The sequence below is a fragment of the Wolbachia endosymbiont of Drosophila nikananu genome, from assembly GCF_028981865.1.
Classification (GTDB): domain Bacteria; phylum Pseudomonadota; class Alphaproteobacteria; order Rickettsiales; family Anaplasmataceae; genus Wolbachia; species Wolbachia pipientis_B.
Window position 1 is genome coordinate 14,471 of sequence record NZ_JAPQLL010000071.1, and the last position, 22,316, is coordinate 36,786.

Here is a 22,316-nt window from a genome sequence, read left to right on the forward strand (position 1 = left end):
CTTTTTTTTATTTGGTAAATTTCTTAATGTTTATAGCTAAACGACAACCGTCATCCCGCAGCGGGATCTCTTGTTAGCGGCTAAGAGATACCGCGGCGGTATGACGGTTAAGTAGGGTGTCATTCCAGTCTGGAATCTAGTTCTTATTGTACATTTACTTGGTGTAGAGTTAAGTTTCCTGGATCCAAGTAGTCAAGCTACTCGGATGACAAAAAAGGGGCTACTTGGATGACAAAGAAATAGGCACTAGGATGATGAGAAAGGAACGCTGGAATGACACCCCACTGGTGGCCCAAACTACAACGTTCGTACAGTTGTGAGTGACAAGATAGTGTGCTAGAATTTATATCTCTTGCATTCAAACTCACATAAATCATGTATTATGCATGTTTCACACGAAGGTTTTTGCGCTTTGCAAACATATCTACCATGCAAAACTAGCCAATGATGAGCATAAAGTAGGTATTTTTTTGGCACTACATTCAAAAGAGACTGCTCTGTTTTAAGTACATCTTTTTCTTTCACAAGCCCAATTCTATTGCTAACTCTAAAAACATGAGTATCAACTGCCAATGTTGGAATGCCAAGCCCTGAATTTAAGAACACATTAGCGCTCTTTCTCCCAACCCCTGGTAAAGATACCAAATCATCGAAATTAGTAGGCACTTTGCTATTGTACCTCTCAATCAATATTTTGCTGAGCCCGATTATATTTTTTGCTTTGGAATTATATAAACCAATACTGCTTATGCATTTTCTTAGCTCACTCTGCCCAAAACTCAGCATTTTTTCTGGCGTATCAGTGATACTAAATAACTCCTTTGTAATTTTATTAACGCTTATATCAGTTGTTCGCGCTGATAGAACTATCGCAACTAATAACGTAAAATCATTGGTATAATTCAGCTCTATTTTTGGTGCAGGATTTGATTGCTTGAATTTTTCAAATATCAGTTCTACTTTTTTTGAGTCCATGCATAGAGCTAAAAGCTTATACTACACTGGTTGCTGTGCAAATTCAATTCCTTTAGGCTTAGATAGTCCTTCAGCATTAACATCAGACATATCAGTTTTTACCTCATCAAAATTCCTCTCAGCAAATTCACTTGCCACTTCCGCAAAACACTTTTTAACAAGAGGCATAACAATTGGCATTAACAGTTTTCGTGGATCATACCATCCTAACAGGTCGGTTTCCTTTTGTACCCTATCTCTTGGATCCTCTTCTAGTAAATCTTTTGTGTGCCTTTCAGCATATATTTCACAGCCTTTTGAGAAAACAGGAGCTATAACTTCAGTAATCAGAAGAGTCAAAGACAGTAGAGTACCAAATATTACTATACCAACAGTAAGATTATTAGAAGTAAAATATGCTATCAGTGAATAAATAGAAAAAGCAGATAAAGGATAAAAAACGAAAAGCTTACGGCTTGATTGAATATAATGCATTTTACTTATGAACTCATCAGTGGAAATTTTAGAATCTTCGTATTTTTTTGCATAATGCATTTCTAGCAAATCTAAAACGTTTTTCATCACCACACTCAATGGTATTACTAGCAGCAAGTACGGGTTTATGAAAGCGTTATTAGATGGCATCATTAAGAAGTATGAGAAATAGAAATAGGCTGTTGTAATCCAGGTTGATGAAAATAAAAGATACATTTTGATTCGTTGAGTATTAGATAGTAAAGCATTTTTACGTTCTATAAATCTTAACGCTAATTCTTTTTTATCTTCTTCAATTAGGCTTCTCTTTTCTTCTAGAGGAGAAATATAAAGAAATAGCCGCATACTAGGTTTTGATAAGCGTTTATTAAGCTCGCCAGGGTTCAACAATCTAGAAAGATTGCTCAAAGCATCTCTTAAAAAACAATGTTTGAAATCCTCTTCAAACGAACGATCATTCTTTTTTAATATAGAGATTAATTTATCAAAATCTTTACCTATAGCTTCTTCACCAATCCCTAGTGTATCGAACAGCTTCTTTCTATAATGAAATTCACGTGCTGTTAAACGTCCATTACTTTCAGCACCAACACTGACTTTAACACAAGGATTTCCTAACTCTAAAGGTTCAATGTACTTTTTTAGCTCTTGATAAGCTTTATAAATCTGATCAAATCTATTTTTGTCTCCACCTTTGTCAGGATGGTTTACAAGTATCAATTTATTATATTGTTTTTTCAGAAATTTGCTAAGAGCTTGATAATCCTTACCTACAATTTGTTCAGCTTTTATCTCTAGTACGTTAAACAGATCATTATTATCATAAAACTCCTAACCAGTTAACTTAAAATGTTGACTCATTACTACACCTCACATAAATACACGATGTTATTAGTATAATATATTTAATGTTTCACACAAGCATAAAAATATCAAGCACCCACTAAGAGAAGAAACCCTCTTTTCCATCATATAAATACAACTTATCCATTCTTACTACGTCAAAGCTATTTTCTTCGAGTTTGATTAGTAGGTTATTTACATCACTATTTGTAATAGTTTTCTTTTCATTATTTGCAATAAACCTACAGGTTATTTGGTCGCTTGAAGACTCTGAATTCCCTGGCCAAATCGCAAGGCCTTTTGAGTATATCGCTATAATCTTAGGATCACTTGATTCAAATAATCCTACTATTTGATCAAAATTGTTGGATTTGTTCCAAGCAAGCGTTATATCGCTACCCACTAGCTTTTTAACTTTGTAATCTTGTTCGTAATTGTCTTGTACTTTATTTATTTTACTATCCAAATCACTGCTAATTATAAGTTCAGATAATGTTGCAGGTTTCTTTCCTAGATTATCTATAACAGCTTCTGCAAATTCTTTGGTCCCAACTTTTTGTTTGTTCCTTTTTTCCTTATATAAATCAGCAGTGTGTATCCCATCCTCTAAAGTCTTGAGCCATGCATCGTAAATTAGTTTTGCAGTACTCACTTGACCGATATAGACCAACATATGCACTGCGGCATTTAAAAGACCAGAAGGATTAGCTATATTTTTTTCTGCAATATCAGGAGCAGAACCATGCACTGCTTCGAACATCGCGTATTCGTTGCCAATATTACTACTTCCTGCAAGCCCCACAGAGCCAGAGGTTTGTGCCACTATATCTGATAATATGTCGCCATACAAGTTTTCAGTTACTATAACATCGAAATTCTCCGGTTCTGTTGCAACACGTGCCATTCCAATATCAACTATATAATGTTCTGCCTTTATGTCCTGGTATTCCTTTGCAATGCGATCAAACGCTGCATGAAAAGTTCCGTCAGTCATTTTCATTATGTTATCTTTAGTCAGGCAAATTACTTTTTTTCTGTTGTGTTTTTTCGCGTATTCAAAAGCATACCTGCATATCTTCTCTGAGCCAGACCTAGTAATAATTTTAGTGCATTGGTACGAGTCACCAGTGAGCCTATGCTCTATTCCGGTGTAAACATCTTCTTCATTTTCGCGTATTACTACGATATCAAACTTACCAAATTTGTTTTCTATAACAGGATGATATGAAATGCATGGTCTGATGTTTGCATATAGCCCTAAATTCTTCCTCAGTGCAACGTTCAAGCTCTTGTGCCCTTTGCCTTGCGGAGTTGTTGTCGGAGATTTGAGTAATATCTTTGTTCTTTCAATAGATTCCCAACCACTTGGAGAAATTCCGTGAGACCATTCCTTACTATAAACACGCTCCCCTATTTCAATAATATCTATTGAGATCTTCGCTTCTGCTTCACGCAATATCGACAGCACTGCTTCCATAATTTCTGGGCCGATACCATCGCCATACGCAACTGTGATTGGTGTTGACATAACTTCCTTAACTGTAAATGATTTAATGTTAATTCAAATAATAGAGTGGGTCAATGTTGCTAAAATAGCATATTTACGGTTATTTAATAATGAACTTTTATACTGGCTATAGCATTGCAAAATATGGAAAGTGTATGGATACTAAAGTAAGTTATGCAGGGATTACAAGACGTATTTTTGCATTTGCAATCGATTATATTTTAGCACAGGGAATGGGGTTTGTTATCGGATTTATCATTGGATTTACTTTAGCATATTCTCTATCACTCAATGTAACTGAAATGATTTTAGATAAAGCAGTAACTATACAAGTAATAGGGTTGATATTGGAATTAATATTTTATGTATTTACGATAATAGAATTTGGTGGTACTCCAGGACAATTGTTACTTCGCATGCGTGTAAAAGATGAAAATACACTTGAAAAAATCACTCTAATACAAGCAATAAGCAGAACAGCGGTTTTTGGAGTATTATATTTTATAATCTGCTACACACTATTCAATATTTCTAGTCTATTCATAGTTGTATCAATCTTAATCATATTATTTGCAATCCTTGACCAGCGCAAACAATTTCTTCACGATAAAATTGCAAGAACAGTAGTGATAGACTATAAACCTAGTTGATATTTTTCTTTAGTTGTTACCACCAAGGGTGTTATTCCAGCGCATGACGCTGGAATCTAGTTCTTATTGTACATTTACTTGGTGTAGAGTTAAGTTTCCTGGATCCAAGTAGTCTGGGCACTGGGATGACGAGAAAGGAGCACTGGGATGACAAAGAAATAGGCACTTGGATGACAAAAAAAGGAGTACTGGGATGACACCACTTACTACGTATTTAAACTATAATGTTCATCATTACACGCTGGCAGGATGTCATATATAGTGTTACCCAGGTAGCTCTGGGGCTTATCGTTTTTAAGATCCCAATTAGATAGAAGGTTTGTACTTTTTTCAAATCAAAGCTTGAATTTTTGCTGGAAAATCAATATATTATATATATGAAGTTTTAATTTAAGTTGTTATGTTGACCCCAATGGCAAGCTTATGTGTTGATAGCAGAACCAATCTCATGCAATATATTGCTAGAGTGCAAAAATTTCCTATGCTGTCTCAAGAGGAAGAGGTACGATTAGCAAAAAATTGGAACCAATATAAGGATATTTCTTCTGCTCATAAATTGATTACCAGCCATTTGAATTTGGTAGTAAAAATTGCAATGAAATTCAAAAATTATGGACTATTGTTGATGGACCTGGTCATGGAAGGGAATCTGGGTTTAATGCATGCAGTGAAAAAGTTTAATCCTGATTTAGGGTTTCGTTTTTCAACTTATGCAGTGTGGTGGATTGAAGCTTCAATGAAAGATTTTATATTGAAATCTTGGTCGTTCGTGAAAATAGGCACAACGCAAGCACAAAGAAGACTATTTTTTAGTTTACGTAAAATAAAAAAAAGAATTTTACAGTATACAAACAGGGAAACTTTAAGCAATGAAGAAATAAAAGCAATATCTAATGAGCTTTCTGTATCCGAAGGAGACGTTCTGCAGATGAATTACCGTTTGGCTTGCAAGGATCAGTCGCTAAACGATTGCATAAAAATAGGTGATGACTCTAAAAGGGAGTTGCAAGATATGATCCCATGTAACTTGGTCAGTCAAGAAGTAACCTATCAGAATCATGAAGAAAAAGAATTAAAAGAAACAATTTTAAACAATGCACTAGCAAGCCTTAACGAAAGGGCAAGAGACATTTTTATTAGTAGATACTTGTGTGAAAACACTCAAACTCTGGATGAACTTAGTAAAAAATATTGTGTTTCAAGAGAAAGAATAAGACAGTTAGCTGAGCAGGCGATGGCTAAGGTAAAACGATATATACAATCTGAAAGTTTGAAATTTGGTTTGCATGCGTAGTTTTTTTATATTTCTAATATTTTTTTCAATAGGCGCTTTTGCATCGGTTAGTGATGTGCAATTGAAGGAAAAATACAAAGACTGGCTTGTATATACTGCATCAGAAGATGGAGAGAAAGTGTGTTACATTGTATCTTACCCTAAGACAAAAAGCGAGCATTATACAACCAATCGCAAGCCGTATGTAATGGTCAGTTATGTTGATAAAAAAGCAGATGAGGTAAGCGTTACCTCTGGTTTTCAGTATGATAAGGAGCCTGTAGCTCTCAATATCGACAAAAAAATTAAATATACACTGCCTATAATACAGGGAAGTTTTGCGTGGGCAGAGCATACAAAAATAGATCAAGATCTCATTCTAAAAATGAAGCAGGGATTATCAATGGTAGTTAATGGAAAAACAAAAACAGTGACCATTGATGATACTTATTCCCTACTTGGTTTTCAAAAAGCGTATCAAAAAATGCATGATTTATGCCATACAAAGTAAATCATTGTAACAGAATACCCAGCTATAGTATAAACTAGACTACTCTTTCAATGGAAATATAAATAGCACTTTACTTTATATGTGATGTGGATATCATTTAAAATATATTTTTGAGAGTTAGCAATGTCAGAGGTTGCAGGTGTAGATACAGAAATCAAAAAGCAAAATTCTGTGTGCGAGCAGATGCGTTTTAGCGTGAGCCGCACAAGTCTTTTAAATACATTATCCAGAGTAAGTGGAGTGGTTGAAAGGCGTAATGCAATAGATGTTTTGGCATGTATAAATATCAAAGCACAACACGGCAGCATAAAATTAATGGCAACTGATCTTGACATTTCAATGTTTGCCTCACTTGCTGCAACCGTATTAACAGAAGGAGAAGTAAAAATTTCAGCGCATACTTTACATGACATAGTGAAGAAGTTACCCGCTGATTTGGATGTCAATTTTGAAGTAAACAACCAAGGAAAATTATTGATGTCTTGCGGAAATGCAAACTTTTCTTTACCGAATGTAGTTTCAAGCAGCTTTCCTGCTCTTGAAGAAGACAATTATAAACATGATTTTATTCTACTAAATACGGACCTGATAGACTTATTAACTAAAACAAAATTTGCTGTATCACTAGATGATACAAGGTATAATTTAAATGGAATATATCTACATACAGACAAACAGTTTCTGTACTGCGTTGCAACTGATGGTCATCGTTTATCATGTATAAAGAGACCAAAGCCTGGGAACATCAATGGCGAATTTGGTGTGATCATTCCACGTAAAACTGTTATGGAGCTATTGAAAGTATTGGATGATTGTAATGAGATTAATATAAAACTTTCAGACAGAAAAATCAAGTTTACATGCGGTGAATATATTCTAATATCAAAATTAATAGATGGGACTTTTCCAAATTATAAAGCAGTTATTCCAGCATCTCAAGACAAGCATATGATTATTGAAAGTAAAAAACTTTCAGATGTTATAGATCGAGTTTCCGTTGTTGTATCTGATAAAGTAAAATCCATTAAATTCTCACTACAAGAAAAGCTGCTGACTCTGCATTCAAACTCTCAAGAGTGCAGTGATGCAACTGAATCCATAGAAGTGGACTACAATGAAGCTCCTATAGAAATAGGGTTTAACTCGCGTTATTTGCTTGATGTTCTATCCTGCATAAAAAATAAATGTAAGTTTAGCTTAGCCGATGGTAATAGTGCTACAATTATCACTGATGAAGACGATTCAAGTGTATTATATGTAGTGATGCCAATGAGAACTTAAGGGCTCAGGATTATTTTTTATCAAATTAGTAATCTATCTTTACCAAATATAAGCCAAAAGGTGGTGCAGTAACTCCAGCGGCATTTCTTTTGCATTGGTTTAATATATTTAGCATTTCTTGCGGATTGGTTCTATTTTTTCCAAATTCAACTAAAGTACCCACAATGATCCTCACTTGGTTATGTAAAAAGGAAATAGCAGATATTTTGATGTGTATATGATTCCCATTTTGTATTATATCGATATCATCAATTGTTCTCATCGGATTTGCGGCTTGACAATCTTTTGAACGAAAACTTGAAAAGTCATGTTTTCCAAGTAGATGTTTAGCAGCTTCACACATAATATTTACATCAAGTGGGTTAAACACTTGCCATACATAACCTGTCTCCAGAGCAGCAGGAGCATAGCGATTAACTATTCTGTATTCGTAATGTCTTTTTTTTGCTGAAAACCGTGCGTGAAACGCATCATCTACAACTTCTGCATTAAGCACGACTATGGGAATTGATTTTAAATGATAATTTATTGCGTTTCTTATTCTATAAAGCTCAAATTCCTTTTCCATATCAAAATGAGCAATTTGTCCTAAAGCATGAACCCCTGCATCAGTCCTGCCACCACAGTACAAAGTAACTTTCTCACCACTAAAATTAAATATAGCATTTTCTATGGCTTCCTGGATTGAATGAGCAGAATGTTGCTGCTTCTGCCAGCCAGAGAAACTACTACCATTGTATTCTATCGTTATTTTGTATCGCACTGCAGAGTCTATCTAACTTTCTATCTTAATATAATTTAGGTAGCTAATTTTTCTACGATAACGTTCTTCGTTATTAAAAAACCCTTGGCAGATTGTTCACGTTCGATTATCATGAAAGTTATACAAGTTAATAAATGATTCATGGCAAACAACTCAGAAGAAAGAAATAATGATAAACAAAAAGCGCTAGATAACGCAATAAGCCAGATTGAAAAAGCATTTGGTAAAGGTGCAATAATGAAGTTGAAGCAAAACCCTGTAGAGAAAATAGACACAATATCCACAGGATCAATTGCGCTTGATTCGGCTCTAGGTGTTGGAGGTCTGCCAAAAGGACGTATAATTGAAATATTTGGTCCTGAGAGTTCTGGTAAAACCACTCTTGCCTTGCATGTGATTGCTGAAGCACAAAAAAAAGGAGGATCATGCGCATTTATCGATGCAGAACATGCATTGGATGTCTTATATGCTCGTAAACTTGGGGTAAGCACTGATGATTTAGTAATTTCGCAACCAGACACTGGGGAACAAGCATTACACATTGTTGAGTACTTAGTGTGTTCTGGTGCGGTTGATGTGATAGTTATTGACTCTGTTGCAGCGTTAACTCCAAGAGCTGAAATTGAAGGTGATATGGGTGATCAACATATGGGGCTGCAAGCAAGGCTTCTAAGTCACGGGCTACGAAAGCTAACCTCTGCCGTTTCAAAAGCGAACTGTATATTGATATTTATTAATCAAATTCGTATGAAAATAGGAGTAGTGTATGGAAATCCTGAAACTACCACGGGTGGAAATGCATTAAAATTCTATACTTCTGTAAGGCTTGACATAAGAAAAGTTGGTGTAATAAAAGACAAAGAAAATATTACAGGCAATGAAACAAGAGTTAAAGTTGTAAAAAATAAAGTTGCTCCTCCATTTAGAGAAGCGAAATTTGATATAATGTACAATGAAGGTATATCAAAACTTGGAGAAATAATAGATATGGGAGCAAAGCTTGGTGTGCTTGAAAAAGCAGGTGCTTACTATTCATATAACAACACACGTCTTGGACAAGGAAGAGAGAATGTAAAAACTTACCTAAAAACAAACAAAGAAGTCACAAATGAAATAGAAACAAAAATCAGAGATTTACTCAGAAATCATGATAATTCTATCATAATAGACGAGGATAGTGAGCAACTTTTAGAAGAATCAGTGTTCTGATCTAAACTTAGTTTGTGTTGGATGAGTTGTTACAGTATGACGGTGTGTGCTAATCTGTAATGTTACCTTGTATCAAGAAGACTTTGCTGAAGCAGTTAAAAAAAGCTTTTCATGAGAAATTATAAATGATAAATTATTAACAATAGGTCATTGTGAATAAGATTATGTGTTTTAGTTTACCTAATATAAACAGGGAAGGTTATTTATTTATAGTCGTTGCCTTTATAGTAACGTGTATAGCATTCTCTATATCTTGGGGGTTTGGTGTTACGTGCTTGTTTCCGACATTATTGTGTACTTATTTCTTTCGCGATCCAGCAAGAGCTGTGCCAAACAATAAGGATCTTATATTAAGTCCTGCTGATGGTGTGATTTCAAAAATTGAAGAAGTTAATTATCCTTTATCGGCAGAAAATGGGGAAGAGAAGAAGTTCATGCTTGTTAGCATATTTTTAAGTGTTTTGAACGTCCATGTGAACCGTATACCAATATCTGGTACGATAAAGGAAATGAATTATAAAAAAGGCAAATTTGTATCCGCAATGAGCAATAGGTCTAGTAATGAAAATGAAAAGCAGGTTATTGTGATTGAATACAAAAAGGAAAAAGAAATTATTGTGGAGCAAATAGCTGGATTAATTGCACGTCGTATCGTTTGTAATTTAGGAGTATCCCAGAATGTGAAAGCAGGTGAAAGGTTTGGAATTATAAGATTTGGTAGTAGAGTGAATATTTATGTTCCTGCTGATACAGAAGTCAGAGTTTCAGAAGGGCAAACTGTTATTGGTGGTGAAACAATTATAGCAAACTTAAATAAGGAAAACGTTCAAGAGAAGCTTACTTTTGACGTTATATGAATAACGATGGAAGTAACAGTAGATTCTTACCTATTACTAAATTATTCCCAAACTTTATAACTTTATTGGGTTTATGTTCTGGTCTCACTTCACTTAAATTTACATTTAATGAACAATGGGAATTCTCAGTAATTTTTATCATCATTGCAGCAATAATAGATGGAATGGATGGCAGAATAGCTAGAATTCTAAAATCAACTAGCGATTTTGGAGCCCAGCTTGATTCTTTTGCAGATTTTCTAAATTTTGGTGCAGCGCCTGCATTTCTTTTGTATTTTTGGAAGCTAAACGAAATAAAAGTCATAGGTTGGATTTTAGTAATGATATACGTAATCTGCATATCAATAAGACTTGCAAGATTTAACGTTTCGCTACACTCAGAACAATCACACTGGGAAAAATTTTTCTTTTCTGGTGTTCCAGCTCCAGTGTGTGCTTTACTTTCTTTGTTACCAATAATTATTACCTTTCAATCTCATGAGAGTGAATACTTACTTCTCATAGAGCGATTTTTTAACACAAGAAACGTAGCTTGTTACTTTCTGGCCATTTCATTTTTTTCGATAAGTCACATTCCAACTTTCTCTGCAAAATATATTTATGTTCCCAAAAGCCTATCCTATATATTTGTGTCATTTTTTGGAGTACTTATTATATTTTTCATCAGTAAGCCCTGGATGACGCTACCAATTTTAGGTGTAGTGTATGTACTTACTATTCCAGTGAGCACTGGGCTTTATATATATTACTCGTATAAAGCTCGTTAGCTATAAGTTGTAATAAAAAGTAGTGAGCAACATGATTGTAAAAATAAGTGAACTGTTAAATTCATTTCTGTACATAAAGATATTCAACATTCCATTTATAATTATTTGGGTAATTGCAACTGGAGTTTTTTGTACCATCCAATTCAAATTCACTAACTTTAGATTGTTCAAGCATGGAATACAGACGCTATTCAATCTAAAGTGTAATCACAATAACAATGGCATAATCACTCATATTCAAGCGTTTGCAACAGTAATTTCAGGAACAGTTGGTCTTGGAACAATATCAGGAGTTGTAATAGCTATCACAATAGGGGGGCCAAGTGCAGTTTTTTGGATGGTAATTACCGGAATACTTGGTATGTCGATAAAGTTTGCCGAGGTGGTGCTTGCATTCACCTATCGCTCTGAAAATGCAACTGGCGGGGCTTTTTGTTACATGAAGTACGGGCTTGCAAAAATTGGATTTGCAAAAACTGGTAGATTTCTTGCCCTTACTTATGCGATTATGCTGCTTATTGCAATGATTTTAGGCGGCATACCATTTCAAGCAAATCAAATTGCAGCATTATCAACCAACCTCTTTGAATACAATGCATCTGTTATTATATCCCTGCTCGTCTTAATTGTAATATTGGGAGGAATAAAGCGTATTGCTTTTGTTTCAACAGGTTTAGCACCAATCATGATAGTGCTATATGTGGGTATGTGTATATATTTAATTTGTATGAACGGAAGTAATTTGCTGAATGCTTTATCCATAATATTCCAAGACATCTTTAACAAATCAGCTATAGGAGGCGGAGTATTGAGCGGATTAATAGCCGGAGTGAGAAGATCAGTGTTTGCTAACGAAGCAGGTACCGGAACAGCAGCTATAGCACATTCAGCTGTAAAAGAAGAAGATCCAATTAAAGTTGGGTGCGTTGCAATGATTGCACCACTTATAGATACAATATTAATCTCATTTTTGACTGGTATTGTGATAATTATCACTGGTATGCATAGCACTGATAACGTGGGTGATATTACATTAATTAGCTTGGTATTTTCAACAGCTTTGCCCTTGTTCAGCAAGTTAGTTTTTCCGCTAATGATGTTTTCCTTTGCATTTTCTACAATAATAGCTTATTGTTACTACTGTGAAGTTGCTCTGCTGTATTTATTTGGTAATAAAAAAATACTGATACCGTTCCAAATTCTTATAGTGGTTTCAGTGTATATTAGTTGTATGTCAAAAAATATAGAACTTATATCTTACCTAGGCGACAGTTTGTTCATGTGCCTTATGATTCCAAATGCTGTTGCAATATATCTACTGAGAAGGGAAGTTTTGAATACAATAGATTCTTATTACAATTCTAAAGGATATTAACATGATTTATAGATTACTTTGTATGGTGTTATTTTGCCTATTATTTAATGATGCGTATGCTGCTTCAGGTTTTTACGGAAGTTATGACGCTGTGTTGAATGGAATAAATAACTTCATGAATGAAGTGCTGTTTTTCAAAATCTTTTATATACCGTTCATACTTCTTCTACTATCCTTTGGTTATGTATTTTTAACCTTACGCTTTAAGTTTCTCAACATAAGAATGTTTAAGCATGCGTTTGCTATTTTATGTGGAAAATATGACACGAATCACCATGATGGTCATATTACGCATTTTCAGGCATTTATGACTGCACTTTCAAGCACAGTAGGCCTTGGAACTGTTGCTGGAGTCGCAATTGCAGTTTCAATGGGAGGGCCAGGAGCGGTGCCTTGGATGATGATTACAGGTTTTTTTGGTATGTCAGCAAAATTTGCCGAAGTGACTTTAGCATTTAGACATAGAACAGAAGATCAGGAGCAATTGTTTAGTGGTCCCTTTCAGTATATAAAGAATGGTCTGGAGGAATTTGGATTTAAAAAACTTGGTATTGTTTTAGCTGCAATATATGCAGTATTCTTTGTATTATCAGGTCTTGGTGGAAGTGTAGCGTTTCAAACCAACCAAATGGTTTCAATATTATCTGGCTATTCAAGTTGGGTAGATGGTCACTCTTGGTTTCTTTCTTCCATAATCTCTGCGCTGCTTGCTCTAGTGATTATTGGCGGAATTAAAAGGATAGCTAGAGTATCTTCTGCACTAGTGCCTATTATGTCACTCATATATATATGTAGCTGCCTTATTATTATTGGATTTAATATCCACAATCTTGGTCACACATTTAAGATATTATTTTCCAGCATGATAGATTTTAATGCTGTTGGCGGAGGGATGGTAGGAGCATTTGTTGCTGGAATTCAAAGAGCAATTTTTGCCAGCGAAGCTGGTGTCGGCTCTGCTGCAATTATTCATGCAACAACTAAAGATGAAGAACCAGTAAGAACTGGGCTTGTTGCTATGATAGAACCGTGTTTTGATACAATGCTCACTTGCTGTTTAACTGGAATAACGATAGTAATAACAGGTGCATACCAGACTAGTGTTGGTGAAGGGATATTAATCACTCAAAAGGCATTTGAAACTGTTTCTTCATGGTTTCCTATACTTTTAACCATAGCTGCACCTTTGTTTGCATTTTCTTCAGTAATTTCGTTTGTATATTGTTGTGAAATGGGGTGGCTATATTTATTCGGTGCAAAAAGTATAGTGATATACCGCATAGCAGTAATAATTGTAGCGTTTTTTTCTGGTCTTTCTAAAGATATAATGGCTATTGCCAATATCGGTGGAACTTTGTTCTCTTGTTTAGCTCTCATCAACATGACAGCGCTTATACTGTTTAGTAATCAGATTAACGATGAAGTTCAGTGCTACCTAAAAAGGCTGAGGAATAATAAAATTAATTAAATTTTGGCATATGCGGAGAGGTATAGCTATAATAAGTAAGATTTCCCTACGTCATACCGCGATTTATTCGCGGTATCTCAGCATAGATCCCGCTAACAAGCAGCGGGATGACGAAATTTTGCGATTATTAATCAGTAAATTTTACCTGTGTTAGTTATAGTCCTTACACTATCCTACATATTAGGTTCAATACCGTTTAGCTTAATCATTACAAGAATGAAAGGGATAAACTTAAGAGAAGTAGGTTCAAGCAACATTGGCGCTACAAACGTTGCAAGAACAGGAAATAAATGTCTTGCTGCTCTGGCATTATTTCTGGATTCCTTGAAAGGATTCATCGCCGTTTATATAGCACAACAATTTTGTGATAATAACGATTTTTATATATATGTATCTGCAATTTTAGCAGTTTTAGGGCACATGTTTCCTATTTGGCTAAAATTTAAAGGAGGCAAAGGAGTTGCAACAACTCTGGGAGTGTTGATAGTGTTTAACATACCTGTGGCATTAGTGTTTATATTTGTTTGGCTAGCAGTGTTTTTTACCTTTCGATATTCTTCCCTTGCTTCCTTGACGGCTACTGCAGTAACTGTTATAGCATCATTCTTTCTTCAAAAGGAGTTACTTTTTGTGCTATTGGTTATAGCAATATTGATTTTCTTGAAGCACTACAGAAACATTGTGAATCTTCTGCAAGGGAAGGAGCATAAATTTTTATAAGTGGTGTGTTGTTAAATTACTAATACTTAAACCACGAGATAAATTGCTTGATGGTATTATCCTTGCTTCATTATTCAAAGTTATTATTCTTTCTTTTACTATTTTATCTATTTCTTGTGTTGTCAAAAGACCATCTTCAATAAATCTTTGCTTCGCTTCTTTTATTTTTTTATAAAGTTGAGTAACGTGATCTTTATTTCCTTCATATACACTTTCAATTTCTAACTCTAACTTATGTGAAGCTCCTTCTTTTAACATTTCATCCATTGCTGCTTTTGTTACTTCTAACCTTTCTTGCAAAATTTTCTTTATTTTTTCCTTATCATTTTCGTTATTTCGACTGAGTTCTGAATATACTCTATAGAGTTTTTTTTCTTGTGGTAGAAACCTTAATCCATCTAACATCCTAACCACTTGACCCTCAATAGTCCCCTCAGCTTTTAATTTAAATTCCTTCACTTCTTCCACTATTATTGTGTCAGCTATTTTCTTAGCTTCATCCAAAGACGAACCCTTGAGGAAAAAATCTGTCTTGAGTAAATTTTGGTTTAAAAGCTCTAGAAAGACTTTTTCTCCGATGTTTTCGAGTAAACTTTCTTGGTCACCTAAACCATGCTCCTGCAGTTTATTTCTCATGTGCTGAACCAGCTCAAAACATTGTAATTTATTTAACCCTATAGAGCTAATATTTTTCATCAACGTCAGCACAATTTGTTCACTATATTGAGAAAAAAAACTCAATAATTTTCTCATTAAAGGAATACTTACCTCTGAAATAAAATCATCAACTATCTTCTGATTTTCATTATCTTTATGGTTGTTTTGAACTGTATGCCAAGCCTTAAGAATTTCTTTACTGTTTTTCTTGTTTTTTAACCTGTCTAACATAAACTTACGTGCTTCATTTTCTGCCTCTGAAATTGATATTTGCTGTGGAGTAGTAAATCTAATTTCCGGATCAGGATGAGTACCTTCTAATGTACTTAACATCCTATAAACAATACCGGTAAAGCAGGTGTTAGGAATACGCTCTTTTCTAGAGAAAGTTTGGCTATCAAGCAAGTTTGTAATTAACGCGTCTTTTTTATTTTTTGCAGCTTCTCTATCTCCATCATTGCAGGCTCTCAGAACTAGAAGTAAAATCTGCCCACCTGTGAAACCAGAGCTATGCTTTTGATCATCTTTGCAAAAGTCATTTAAAAATGCAATTACTCTTCCTTTATCTTCATTACTAAACTCATATGAACTATCTATATATCTAATGAATTGAATATATTCATCGTTTTTGATTACGTCTTCAGGTACTTGTTCGCCATACTTATCTTTTAATTTATCAATATTTTTAATGATATCATCATTTAATTGATGAGGGAGTAAATGTTCATAAGCATTATCGAGCTTATTAACGCTAGCTCGTACATTTTCTTTTACGCCTTCCAAAAAGAAATTTATAGAAGCTTTAAGCAGCGTAAATGGGTTAAAATCTTTTGGTCTTAGCTCACTCTGCAATAGAATTAACACCATTGCGAGTGGTATCGTTGCCAGAAACGAAATTAGTAAGAAAGTAGTTGTAAAAGTGAGATATGTTATAAATGCTGAAAACAAGAAGAAAGATACTAGCTTTATCATGTTATTCTTAAAAAATATCTCCCAATAGTCTTTTTTGGTTATTTTCTCACGCTTTGCGGCCTTTATTTCTTTGTAAGTGTAAAAAGTTTTTATCTCAGCTCTAAAGAATATAGTAGCAAAGAACAAGAACGCGTTAGCAGGATTAACTAAAATACTTAACGCAACGAGATTTCCAAAATAACTAGCGAATTTCAGTCTACTAGAATCTTTTGAAGGAAATTGCAGTTGAGAAATGCCTATCATAGCCTACCTTTGACATCATTACACTCTAGTAATAGCATAATAATTTAAAACGTCAATGTTTAAGTATTTTATTATCCGCACACTCATCGTATTCGATCTCGACTGTAGAGTGTGCTATCTCGAACCTATTTAATAGTATTTTTTTTATCTCATACAAAATATCAGTGTGTTGTGCATCTTGCTTTACTTTGGCATGCATGGTAATTATAAAATAATTATCAGACAGTGACCATGCATGTATGTGGTGCACATCTATCACTTCAGGTAATTCTGATGTGATCTTACTTTTTATTTCCTCAGTAGATATCCCTTCAGGTGTGCCTTCAAGAAGTATGTGGCAAGAATTCTTTAGAATTTTGTAGCCACTATTCAAAATGATTACACTGACAAATACCGATAAAATCGGATCCACCATTTGCCATCCAGTAAGCATGATGATTACAGATGCAAGTATAGCAGCTACAGAACCTAAGATATCTCCTATAACGTGTAGTACAGCACTTTTTATGTTTATATTGCTCTCGCATTTACTATGTAATATAAAAAAGACTATGATATTAGAGATCAGGCCAAGTGTAGCAATTACTAACATTAATTTCCACTCAACATTTACCGGAAAAATAAATCTTTTTATTGACTCAATTATAATAATTACTGCAATAAAGAATAAAGTTAAACCATTAACAAATGCTGCAATTATTTGCAACCGGTGATACCCGTATGACCTTTGCAAATCAGATTTCTTAGCTGAAAATTTGTGTGCTAACCAGCTTAAAACTAAGGCAAAGAGGTCAGTAAGCATATGCCCTGCATCTGATAATAGAGCAAGCGAATGTGAAATTATTCCACCTACTATTTCCATAAGCATTGTTATCGCAACTATTATTATGGAATAGATTAAGCGCTTGGACTGCGCTGCTGAGTGTTTGCCGTTATGCACTGCTGTCATATAAAATCTTTTCATGAACAAAAACGTGGGTAACGCTGGGTTCGAACCAGCGACCGCTTGCACGTCAAGCAAGTGCTCTACCAACTGAGCTAATTACCCATCGTGGTTTTAGTATAGTGCTTTGGTGGAATAAAAGTCAATTTGCTTTTAAATTCTTACCCTATCCTAATGTAACGTTAGAATTTAGATTTTTTTTGTGGTCAAGCTATATCTTATATTGTTCATATTAAGTTAATTACTTATATTTCTTCACTAAGATATAGATTATACCAATATAAAAATTCACACTTTTTTAGTAGAGATCATATTAATATTGAAACATATATTTGAAAATTAAATATGAAATGGAGGGTAAAATGTCTAATTATATGTCAATACAAAATAGTAAAACTAGAGTTATAAAGAACGAGTTACAAACAACAGGTAGGGTTAGAGCAAACGATCAATCTGTTGAAGACGTAAAGATCACAAATGACCATGCTTTTTATAAATTGATTTGTGAAAAACAAGCTCACGGGGATGTTTCAGTGGAGCAATTTAATTCACTATATTATGAAATTTCTGAGAAGATGATAAAAAAACCTTTTACCACTCAGGAAATAAATGACTTCTGCAAGGAAAAAGGTATTCCTTTGTTTACAACGGATGAATTACTTACTCTTGTACCAAAGGAAGACACAAAATGTTATGTAAATTATGAAACAAATTCAGTAAAAACCCATGATCACGGATATATGGCTGATCAGATTAATATTAAAGCTTCATATATAAGGGCGGATTCAGTCAACCATCAAGATTGCCAAAATTACGTTGTGGATTCAGATGCGTATTATAAATTCATATACAAAAAGATGGTGGAAGGATCTATAAGAAGCTGGGTTCTTGAAAATCTTGATGGATCAAAGTCAAGCGAAGACAGTATGAGAGAATATTTGAAAAATAGTTCTTACGATCAGGAGCTTAAAGCTTGGCTAAGAGATAATCCAGAGGGAAATCTCAAGGGATGGCTAAGCGATCCGGCAAATAAGGGATATACAAATGTAGAGTATAATGTATTATATGAGAAAATCTCTGAAGAACTTGTTCACACCAGTATGAGTATTGATCAAATTAAGGGGATATATAATAAGTATGATATAACACCTCCAACAGAAAGTGAATTCGGAGGGATAAAAAAAGTTCAGGAGGAAACAAGGTCAAGTGAGTATTATGAACAAAAAACAGGTTTAACATTCCAAGGTAGAATAAATCTAAACGTTACTGATGACAATGCTGACAATAAGTTTAATCTAAACATTGACCTATTTCAGGACAAAAGTTTTGAAGATCTGACTGACCAAAACAACGATGGTGTTATCAACAATGAAGGTCTCCTAAAATCACTAGAAGAAACTGTAAAAACATTCAATGAAGTCTTTGGAATAAAGAAAGATAACAATCCACTTCTAACGCATGGAAACGTTGCTAATTTTAGGCTGTTCCTGTTTGAAAATAAGGAGAGCTATCAGAAATATTTAAGTGGCGGTCATGACGTTCACATACCAGGTGGTGGTGCAGCAGAATCCTCTGACAATAACTATATCAGTAATATGTACTCTCATGCTGAAAACGCTAGGAATAATGGTGATTTCACCCATGATGGAAAAATCGATCATAACGATTATAATTATGTTATTAAGCATGAGTTTGTCCATGCGTTAACGTTCTACTTACCTTCTAAGCTCGATCTTGGTAAAGTTTTAATGGAAGGGTTAGCAGAATATGTTACACACCTAACAGAAGGAGAAAAACCGGCTGATTTCGCAAAACTTGTTAATGAGGAATACAAGGAATATACTCTAGAGGAAATAGTTAAAGGAGCCATCGATCCTTATCAAACAGGTGCAGCAGTTATTGCATATATCGAAGAAACTTATCCAAATTTCATTGATAATTTACTTTATGCAGCAACAGAAGATAGGAAAACTCTGAATGGTCGTTTTTATTTCAAGGAGATGATGCAAAAAATCTACCAAAGCGAAGCAGAGAAAATCCAAAAAGGAGAAGGGTTTTCTAATTGGGTAAAAACTAACTCAAGCACTGAGGATAACACTATTGAGTCTGATCATATTCAATCTGATCAACCAGACGAAGAAGACGAAGTGCAGTCAAAAGAGCAAGTAAATGAAGACAGAGCTACCACTGGTTCATTGCGTGGTTTGGAAGCACCTAAAAGACCAGTAATACATGAGCACAATGAAGAAAAAATTATTCTAAAAGACACAATCTTGAAAATAGAAAAGAGCTATGATCAAGGTTCAGAAGGAAAACACAAGGCAAATGTAACAATAGATTATAATGATGTGAAAGCCTTGTATGATAGAGCGGAAGGAGCAGAAGAGCAATCTGTGTTAAAGTTTTGGCACAAATTGGCTGAATCAGGATATAAGGTTGGTGCTTTGCCGGAAGACAAATACTATTTTGAAAAAGGCAAATTCGTAATCCACGATAGTGGCACAAAGAAACTTATAGTGTTACCTGAAGATAAGGTGTCCATCAAGATAATGAAGGATGGTGATAGTTATAGTTTAGCTATATCAAGTGGTAATGGCAAAGTAATAAGCAGCATTAGTAAAATAGATAATCCAAATTACGAATTGCTGTCAGATTCAAGTCATTTCAATTTAGGGGAGCAAGATAATATTGTATTATCAGATCAACATCTCGAATATAATCTTTATCTAGAGAATGGCTTTGTGAAAATGTTTGATTGTGCAAGCGATCATGTTTATCACGATCATAACTCGGCCTACATCTAATACAGGGAAGCAAGTATAGCTGACCCAAGCAACACGTCATACCGCGATTCATTCGCGGTATCTCTTAGCCGCTAACAAGTAGCGAGATGACAGCAGTCCTACATCATACCACCGCGAACCGTTATACCACAGCGGTATCTCTAGATCCCGCTAACAAGTAGCGGGATGACGATTGTCAGGCCAGTACCTTCTCCTGTCATCCCAGTGCCTCCCTCCCTTGTCATCCAAGTAGCTTGACTACTTGGATCCAGAAAAATTGATTGTGCACTATACAACATTTTCGATCAAACCAGTGTCAGCTACTTGCATCACATCATCTGCTACACACTTGGATTACAAGAGGAGAATTCTGAAACAACAAGTTTCAAGGAAGTCTTATGCAAAATCTAGCATTTACGGAAATTATATTATTTTTATGCACTCTATGGTTTTTATAATTAACGGAGGGTGATATGGCGTTGAGTGACAAATTGAGTACAATAGAAGACCTTGCAACTAACGGAGATTTTTTAGGAAAATTGATAACGGAACTCAGTAAAGGTGCTAATAATGCAGATATATATACTAAAAAAGGTGTGGATGATGAGTTGAAAAAGAAAGCTGACACAGCCGCTCTAACTAACAAAACTGACAAGAATTACGTCGATACTGAGCTAAGAAAGAAAGCTAATACTGCAGATGTTTACACTAAAAAAAATGTAGATGATGAATTGGCAAAAAAAGCTGACACAGCCGCTCTAACTAACAAAGCTGACAAGAATTACGTCAATACTGAGCTAGGAAAGAAAGCAGATATATCTGCTCTAGATAATAAAGCTAATACTGCAGATGTTTATACTAAAACAGATGCTGATACTGCATTCGTTAAAGCTACAGAACTTAAAACAAAAGTTGCAGAAAAAGCTGTTGTGGATTCTATAACTGCTTCTTCTGATTTTACCGATAAGGTATACACTAAAACAGCTGCCGATACTGCATTCGTTAAAACTGCAGATCTTAAAACAAAGGCTGCAGAAAAAGACGTTGTTGAAGCTATATTCGATGCTAAAGATGGCAATGATAAAATCTCTGAAACAAAAGTAGGTACTACTTTTGCTAAGAAAACTGACCTAGATAATAAAGCTGATGCTGATGGTACCAATTTAGATGATGCTAAAGTTACTGCTATTTTAAACAAGCTCGCAGACAAAGTTGTTCAAATTTCTCAACTTGAAACACCAGCTGTAGCAGGAAAGGTACTTGGTGTAAAAGATGGCAACAAATCAATTTTAGTAGATAAGTTAGGAGGATTTCTTAGTAGTAAAGAAACAGCACCGTATGATGGTACCAATAACCAAACAGCAAAGGTTTTCTTAGCCGCAAAAGGAATAACACCAACAGCTGCTGATTTAGCTACTGAAGTTGCAAAAAATGCTAAATTCATAGATGATATTGAAAAGATAGCTGTCTCGAGCAATCCAAAGTTCCAAAGTGCTGTGAGAGAAGTAATGTCACAACCATCCTTTGAAATTCCAACAAGTGATGATGCTGCACTTAATTGGACTTGGTAATACAGCAAGTAGTCACGCTACTTGGATAACACCCCACACCCCACAATGTCATTCCAGCGCCTCCTTCTCCTGTCATCCCAGTGCCCAGACACTGGGATCCAGCTTCTTTTTTTTCTAGATTCCAGCGTCACGCGCTGGAATGACACCTGTAGCCCTACGTCATACCGCGATTCATTCGCGGTATCTCATCCGCTTAACAAGCAGCGGGATGACGGTTGTCGTTTAGCTATAAGTATTAAGAAATTTACTAAACGGAAAAAAAGGCAAAAGAAGCCCCATGGTTAACTAGTTATTTATATGTACTTCAAAATATTGGCGTTTTTTTATTCTAAACGCTTAATAACCGCGATTCAGCCGCTTTTAAATGCAACTAATCTAAATTATAAACGTTAAGAAATTTACTAAACAGAAAAAAAGGCAAAAGAAACCCTAGGGTAGCTAGTTATTCACTATCCATTTTTTAAGTTGGCGTTT

General features: G+C 34.8%; 18 protein-coding genes and 1 tRNA gene. 12 read left to right on the top strand and 7 right to left on the bottom strand.

The features are described from left to right. Positions 1 to 336: 336 nt before the first annotated feature. The 3 genes from nth to icd form a co-directional block, all read right to left on the bottom strand. The gene (nth, locus tag OZD67_RS05645; RefSeq protein WP_182183516.1) at positions 337 to 975 is read right to left on the bottom strand and encodes an endonuclease III; all 639 of its coding nucleotides are present in this window, start codon (positions 973 to 975) and stop codon (positions 337 to 339) included. Between the two features lie 21 nt (positions 976 to 996). Beyond that, the gene (locus tag OZD67_RS05650) at positions 997 to 2,259 is read right to left on the bottom strand and encodes a molecular chaperone DnaJ (protein ID WP_375138159.1); all 1,263 of its coding nucleotides are present in this window, start codon (positions 2,257 to 2,259) and stop codon (positions 997 to 999) included. Positions 2,260 to 2,392: 133 nt separating this feature from the next. Next, entirely contained in the window at positions 2,393 to 3,820 is a 1,428-nt protein-coding gene (icd, locus tag OZD67_RS05655; RefSeq protein WP_182183514.1) for an isocitrate dehydrogenase, read from the bottom strand. Positions 3,821 to 3,909: 89 nt separating this feature from the next. Here icd and OZD67_RS05660 point away from each other — a divergent pair, with 89 nt between their 5' ends. The 4 genes from OZD67_RS05660 (at position 3,910) to dnaN (ending at position 7,514) form a co-directional block, all read left to right on the top strand. Further along, the gene (locus OZD67_RS05660; protein WP_182183513.1) at positions 3,910 to 4,449 is read left to right on the top strand and encodes an RDD family protein; all 540 of its coding nucleotides are present in this window, start codon (positions 3,910 to 3,912) and stop codon (positions 4,447 to 4,449) included. Between the two features lie 400 nt (positions 4,450 to 4,849). Then, positions 4,850 to 5,743: an RNA polymerase factor sigma-32 gene (locus tag OZD67_RS05665; RefSeq protein ID WP_182183511.1), complete on the top strand. Its 894-nt coding sequence runs from the start codon at positions 4,850 to 4,852 to the stop codon at positions 5,741 to 5,743. Then, a complete protein-coding gene (locus OZD67_RS05670; protein WP_164225010.1) occupies positions 5,736 to 6,233 on the top strand; it encodes an invasion associated locus B family protein in 498 nt (165 codons plus the stop codon). The genes OZD67_RS05665 and OZD67_RS05670 overlap by 8 nt, the downstream gene beginning before the upstream one ends. Positions 6,234 to 6,356: 123 nt before the next feature. After that, the gene (gene dnaN / locus OZD67_RS05675) at positions 6,357 to 7,514 is read left to right on the top strand and encodes a DNA polymerase III subunit beta (RefSeq protein ID WP_182183509.1); all 1,158 of its coding nucleotides are present in this window, start codon (positions 6,357 to 6,359) and stop codon (positions 7,512 to 7,514) included. A gap of 25 nt (positions 7,515 to 7,539) precedes the next feature. On the opposite strand, the gene truA is transcribed toward dnaN, so the two are convergent. Then, on the bottom strand, positions 7,540 to 8,277 hold the full coding sequence (gene truA / locus OZD67_RS05680; protein ID WP_182183508.1) for a tRNA pseudouridine(38-40) synthase TruA: 738 nt from the start codon (positions 8,275 to 8,277) through the stop codon (positions 7,540 to 7,542). 141 nt (positions 8,278 to 8,418) lie between these two features. Between truA and recA the strand changes: the two genes are divergently transcribed. The 6 genes from recA (at position 8,419) to plsY (ending at position 14,673) form a co-directional block, all read left to right on the top strand. Then, complete coding sequence (recA, locus tag OZD67_RS05685; protein ID WP_182183506.1) at positions 8,419 to 9,486, top strand: recombinase RecA; 1,068 nt, start codon at positions 8,419 to 8,421, stop codon at positions 9,484 to 9,486. Between the two features lie 164 nt (positions 9,487 to 9,650). Then, a complete protein-coding gene (locus OZD67_RS05690) occupies positions 9,651 to 10,343 on the top strand; it encodes a phosphatidylserine decarboxylase (protein WP_182184089.1) in 693 nt (230 codons plus the stop codon). Beyond that, entirely contained in the window at positions 10,340 to 11,110 is a 771-nt protein-coding gene (locus OZD67_RS05695) for a CDP-alcohol phosphatidyltransferase family protein (RefSeq protein WP_182183504.1), read from the top strand. Before OZD67_RS05690 ends, OZD67_RS05695 begins: the two co-directional genes overlap by 4 nt. Before the next feature lie 31 nt (positions 11,111 to 11,141). Next, complete coding sequence (locus OZD67_RS05700; RefSeq protein WP_182184087.1) at positions 11,142 to 12,485, top strand: alanine/glycine:cation symporter family protein; 1,344 nt, start codon at positions 11,142 to 11,144, stop codon at positions 12,483 to 12,485. A gap of 1 nt (position 12,486) precedes the next feature. After that, complete coding sequence (locus OZD67_RS05705) at positions 12,487 to 13,953, top strand: alanine/glycine:cation symporter family protein (protein WP_182183503.1); 1,467 nt, start codon at positions 12,487 to 12,489, stop codon at positions 13,951 to 13,953. Between the two features lie 147 nt (positions 13,954 to 14,100). Beyond that, positions 14,101 to 14,673 (top strand): glycerol-3-phosphate 1-O-acyltransferase PlsY, encoded by a 573-nt coding sequence (gene plsY, locus OZD67_RS05710; protein ID WP_182183501.1) that lies wholly within the window; start codon positions 14,101 to 14,103, stop codon positions 14,671 to 14,673. Here the strand turns inward: plsY and OZD67_RS05715 are convergent. The 3 genes from OZD67_RS05715 to OZD67_RS05725 form a co-directional block, all read right to left on the bottom strand. Beyond that, positions 14,668 to 16,545, bottom strand: a complete 1,878-nt coding sequence (locus tag OZD67_RS05715) for a hypothetical protein (protein WP_182183499.1) — start codon at positions 16,543 to 16,545, stop codon at positions 14,668 to 14,670. The two genes, plsY and OZD67_RS05715, sit on opposite strands and share 6 nt — an antisense overlap. 52 nt (positions 16,546 to 16,597) lie before the next feature. Next, positions 16,598 to 17,494, bottom strand: coding sequence for a cation diffusion facilitator family transporter (locus tag OZD67_RS05720; protein ID WP_182183498.1), 897 nt, complete (start codon positions 17,492 to 17,494; stop codon positions 16,598 to 16,600). 26 nt (positions 17,495 to 17,520) lie between these two features. Then, positions 17,521 to 17,593 (bottom strand) — tRNA-Val (locus tag OZD67_RS05725). Between the two features lie 257 nt (positions 17,594 to 17,850). Here OZD67_RS05725 and OZD67_RS05730 point away from each other — a divergent pair. Both OZD67_RS05730 and OZD67_RS05735 read left to right on the top strand, forming a co-directional pair. After that, positions 17,851 to 20,292 (top strand): hypothetical protein, encoded by a 2,442-nt coding sequence (locus OZD67_RS05730; protein ID WP_259346658.1) that lies wholly within the window; start codon positions 17,851 to 17,853, stop codon positions 20,290 to 20,292. A 452-nt stretch (positions 20,293 to 20,744) separates the two neighbouring features. After that, a complete protein-coding gene (locus OZD67_RS05735; protein ID WP_182183494.1) occupies positions 20,745 to 21,842 on the top strand; it encodes a collagen-like protein in 1,098 nt (365 codons plus the stop codon). Positions 21,843 to 22,316 lie beyond the last annotated feature (474 nt).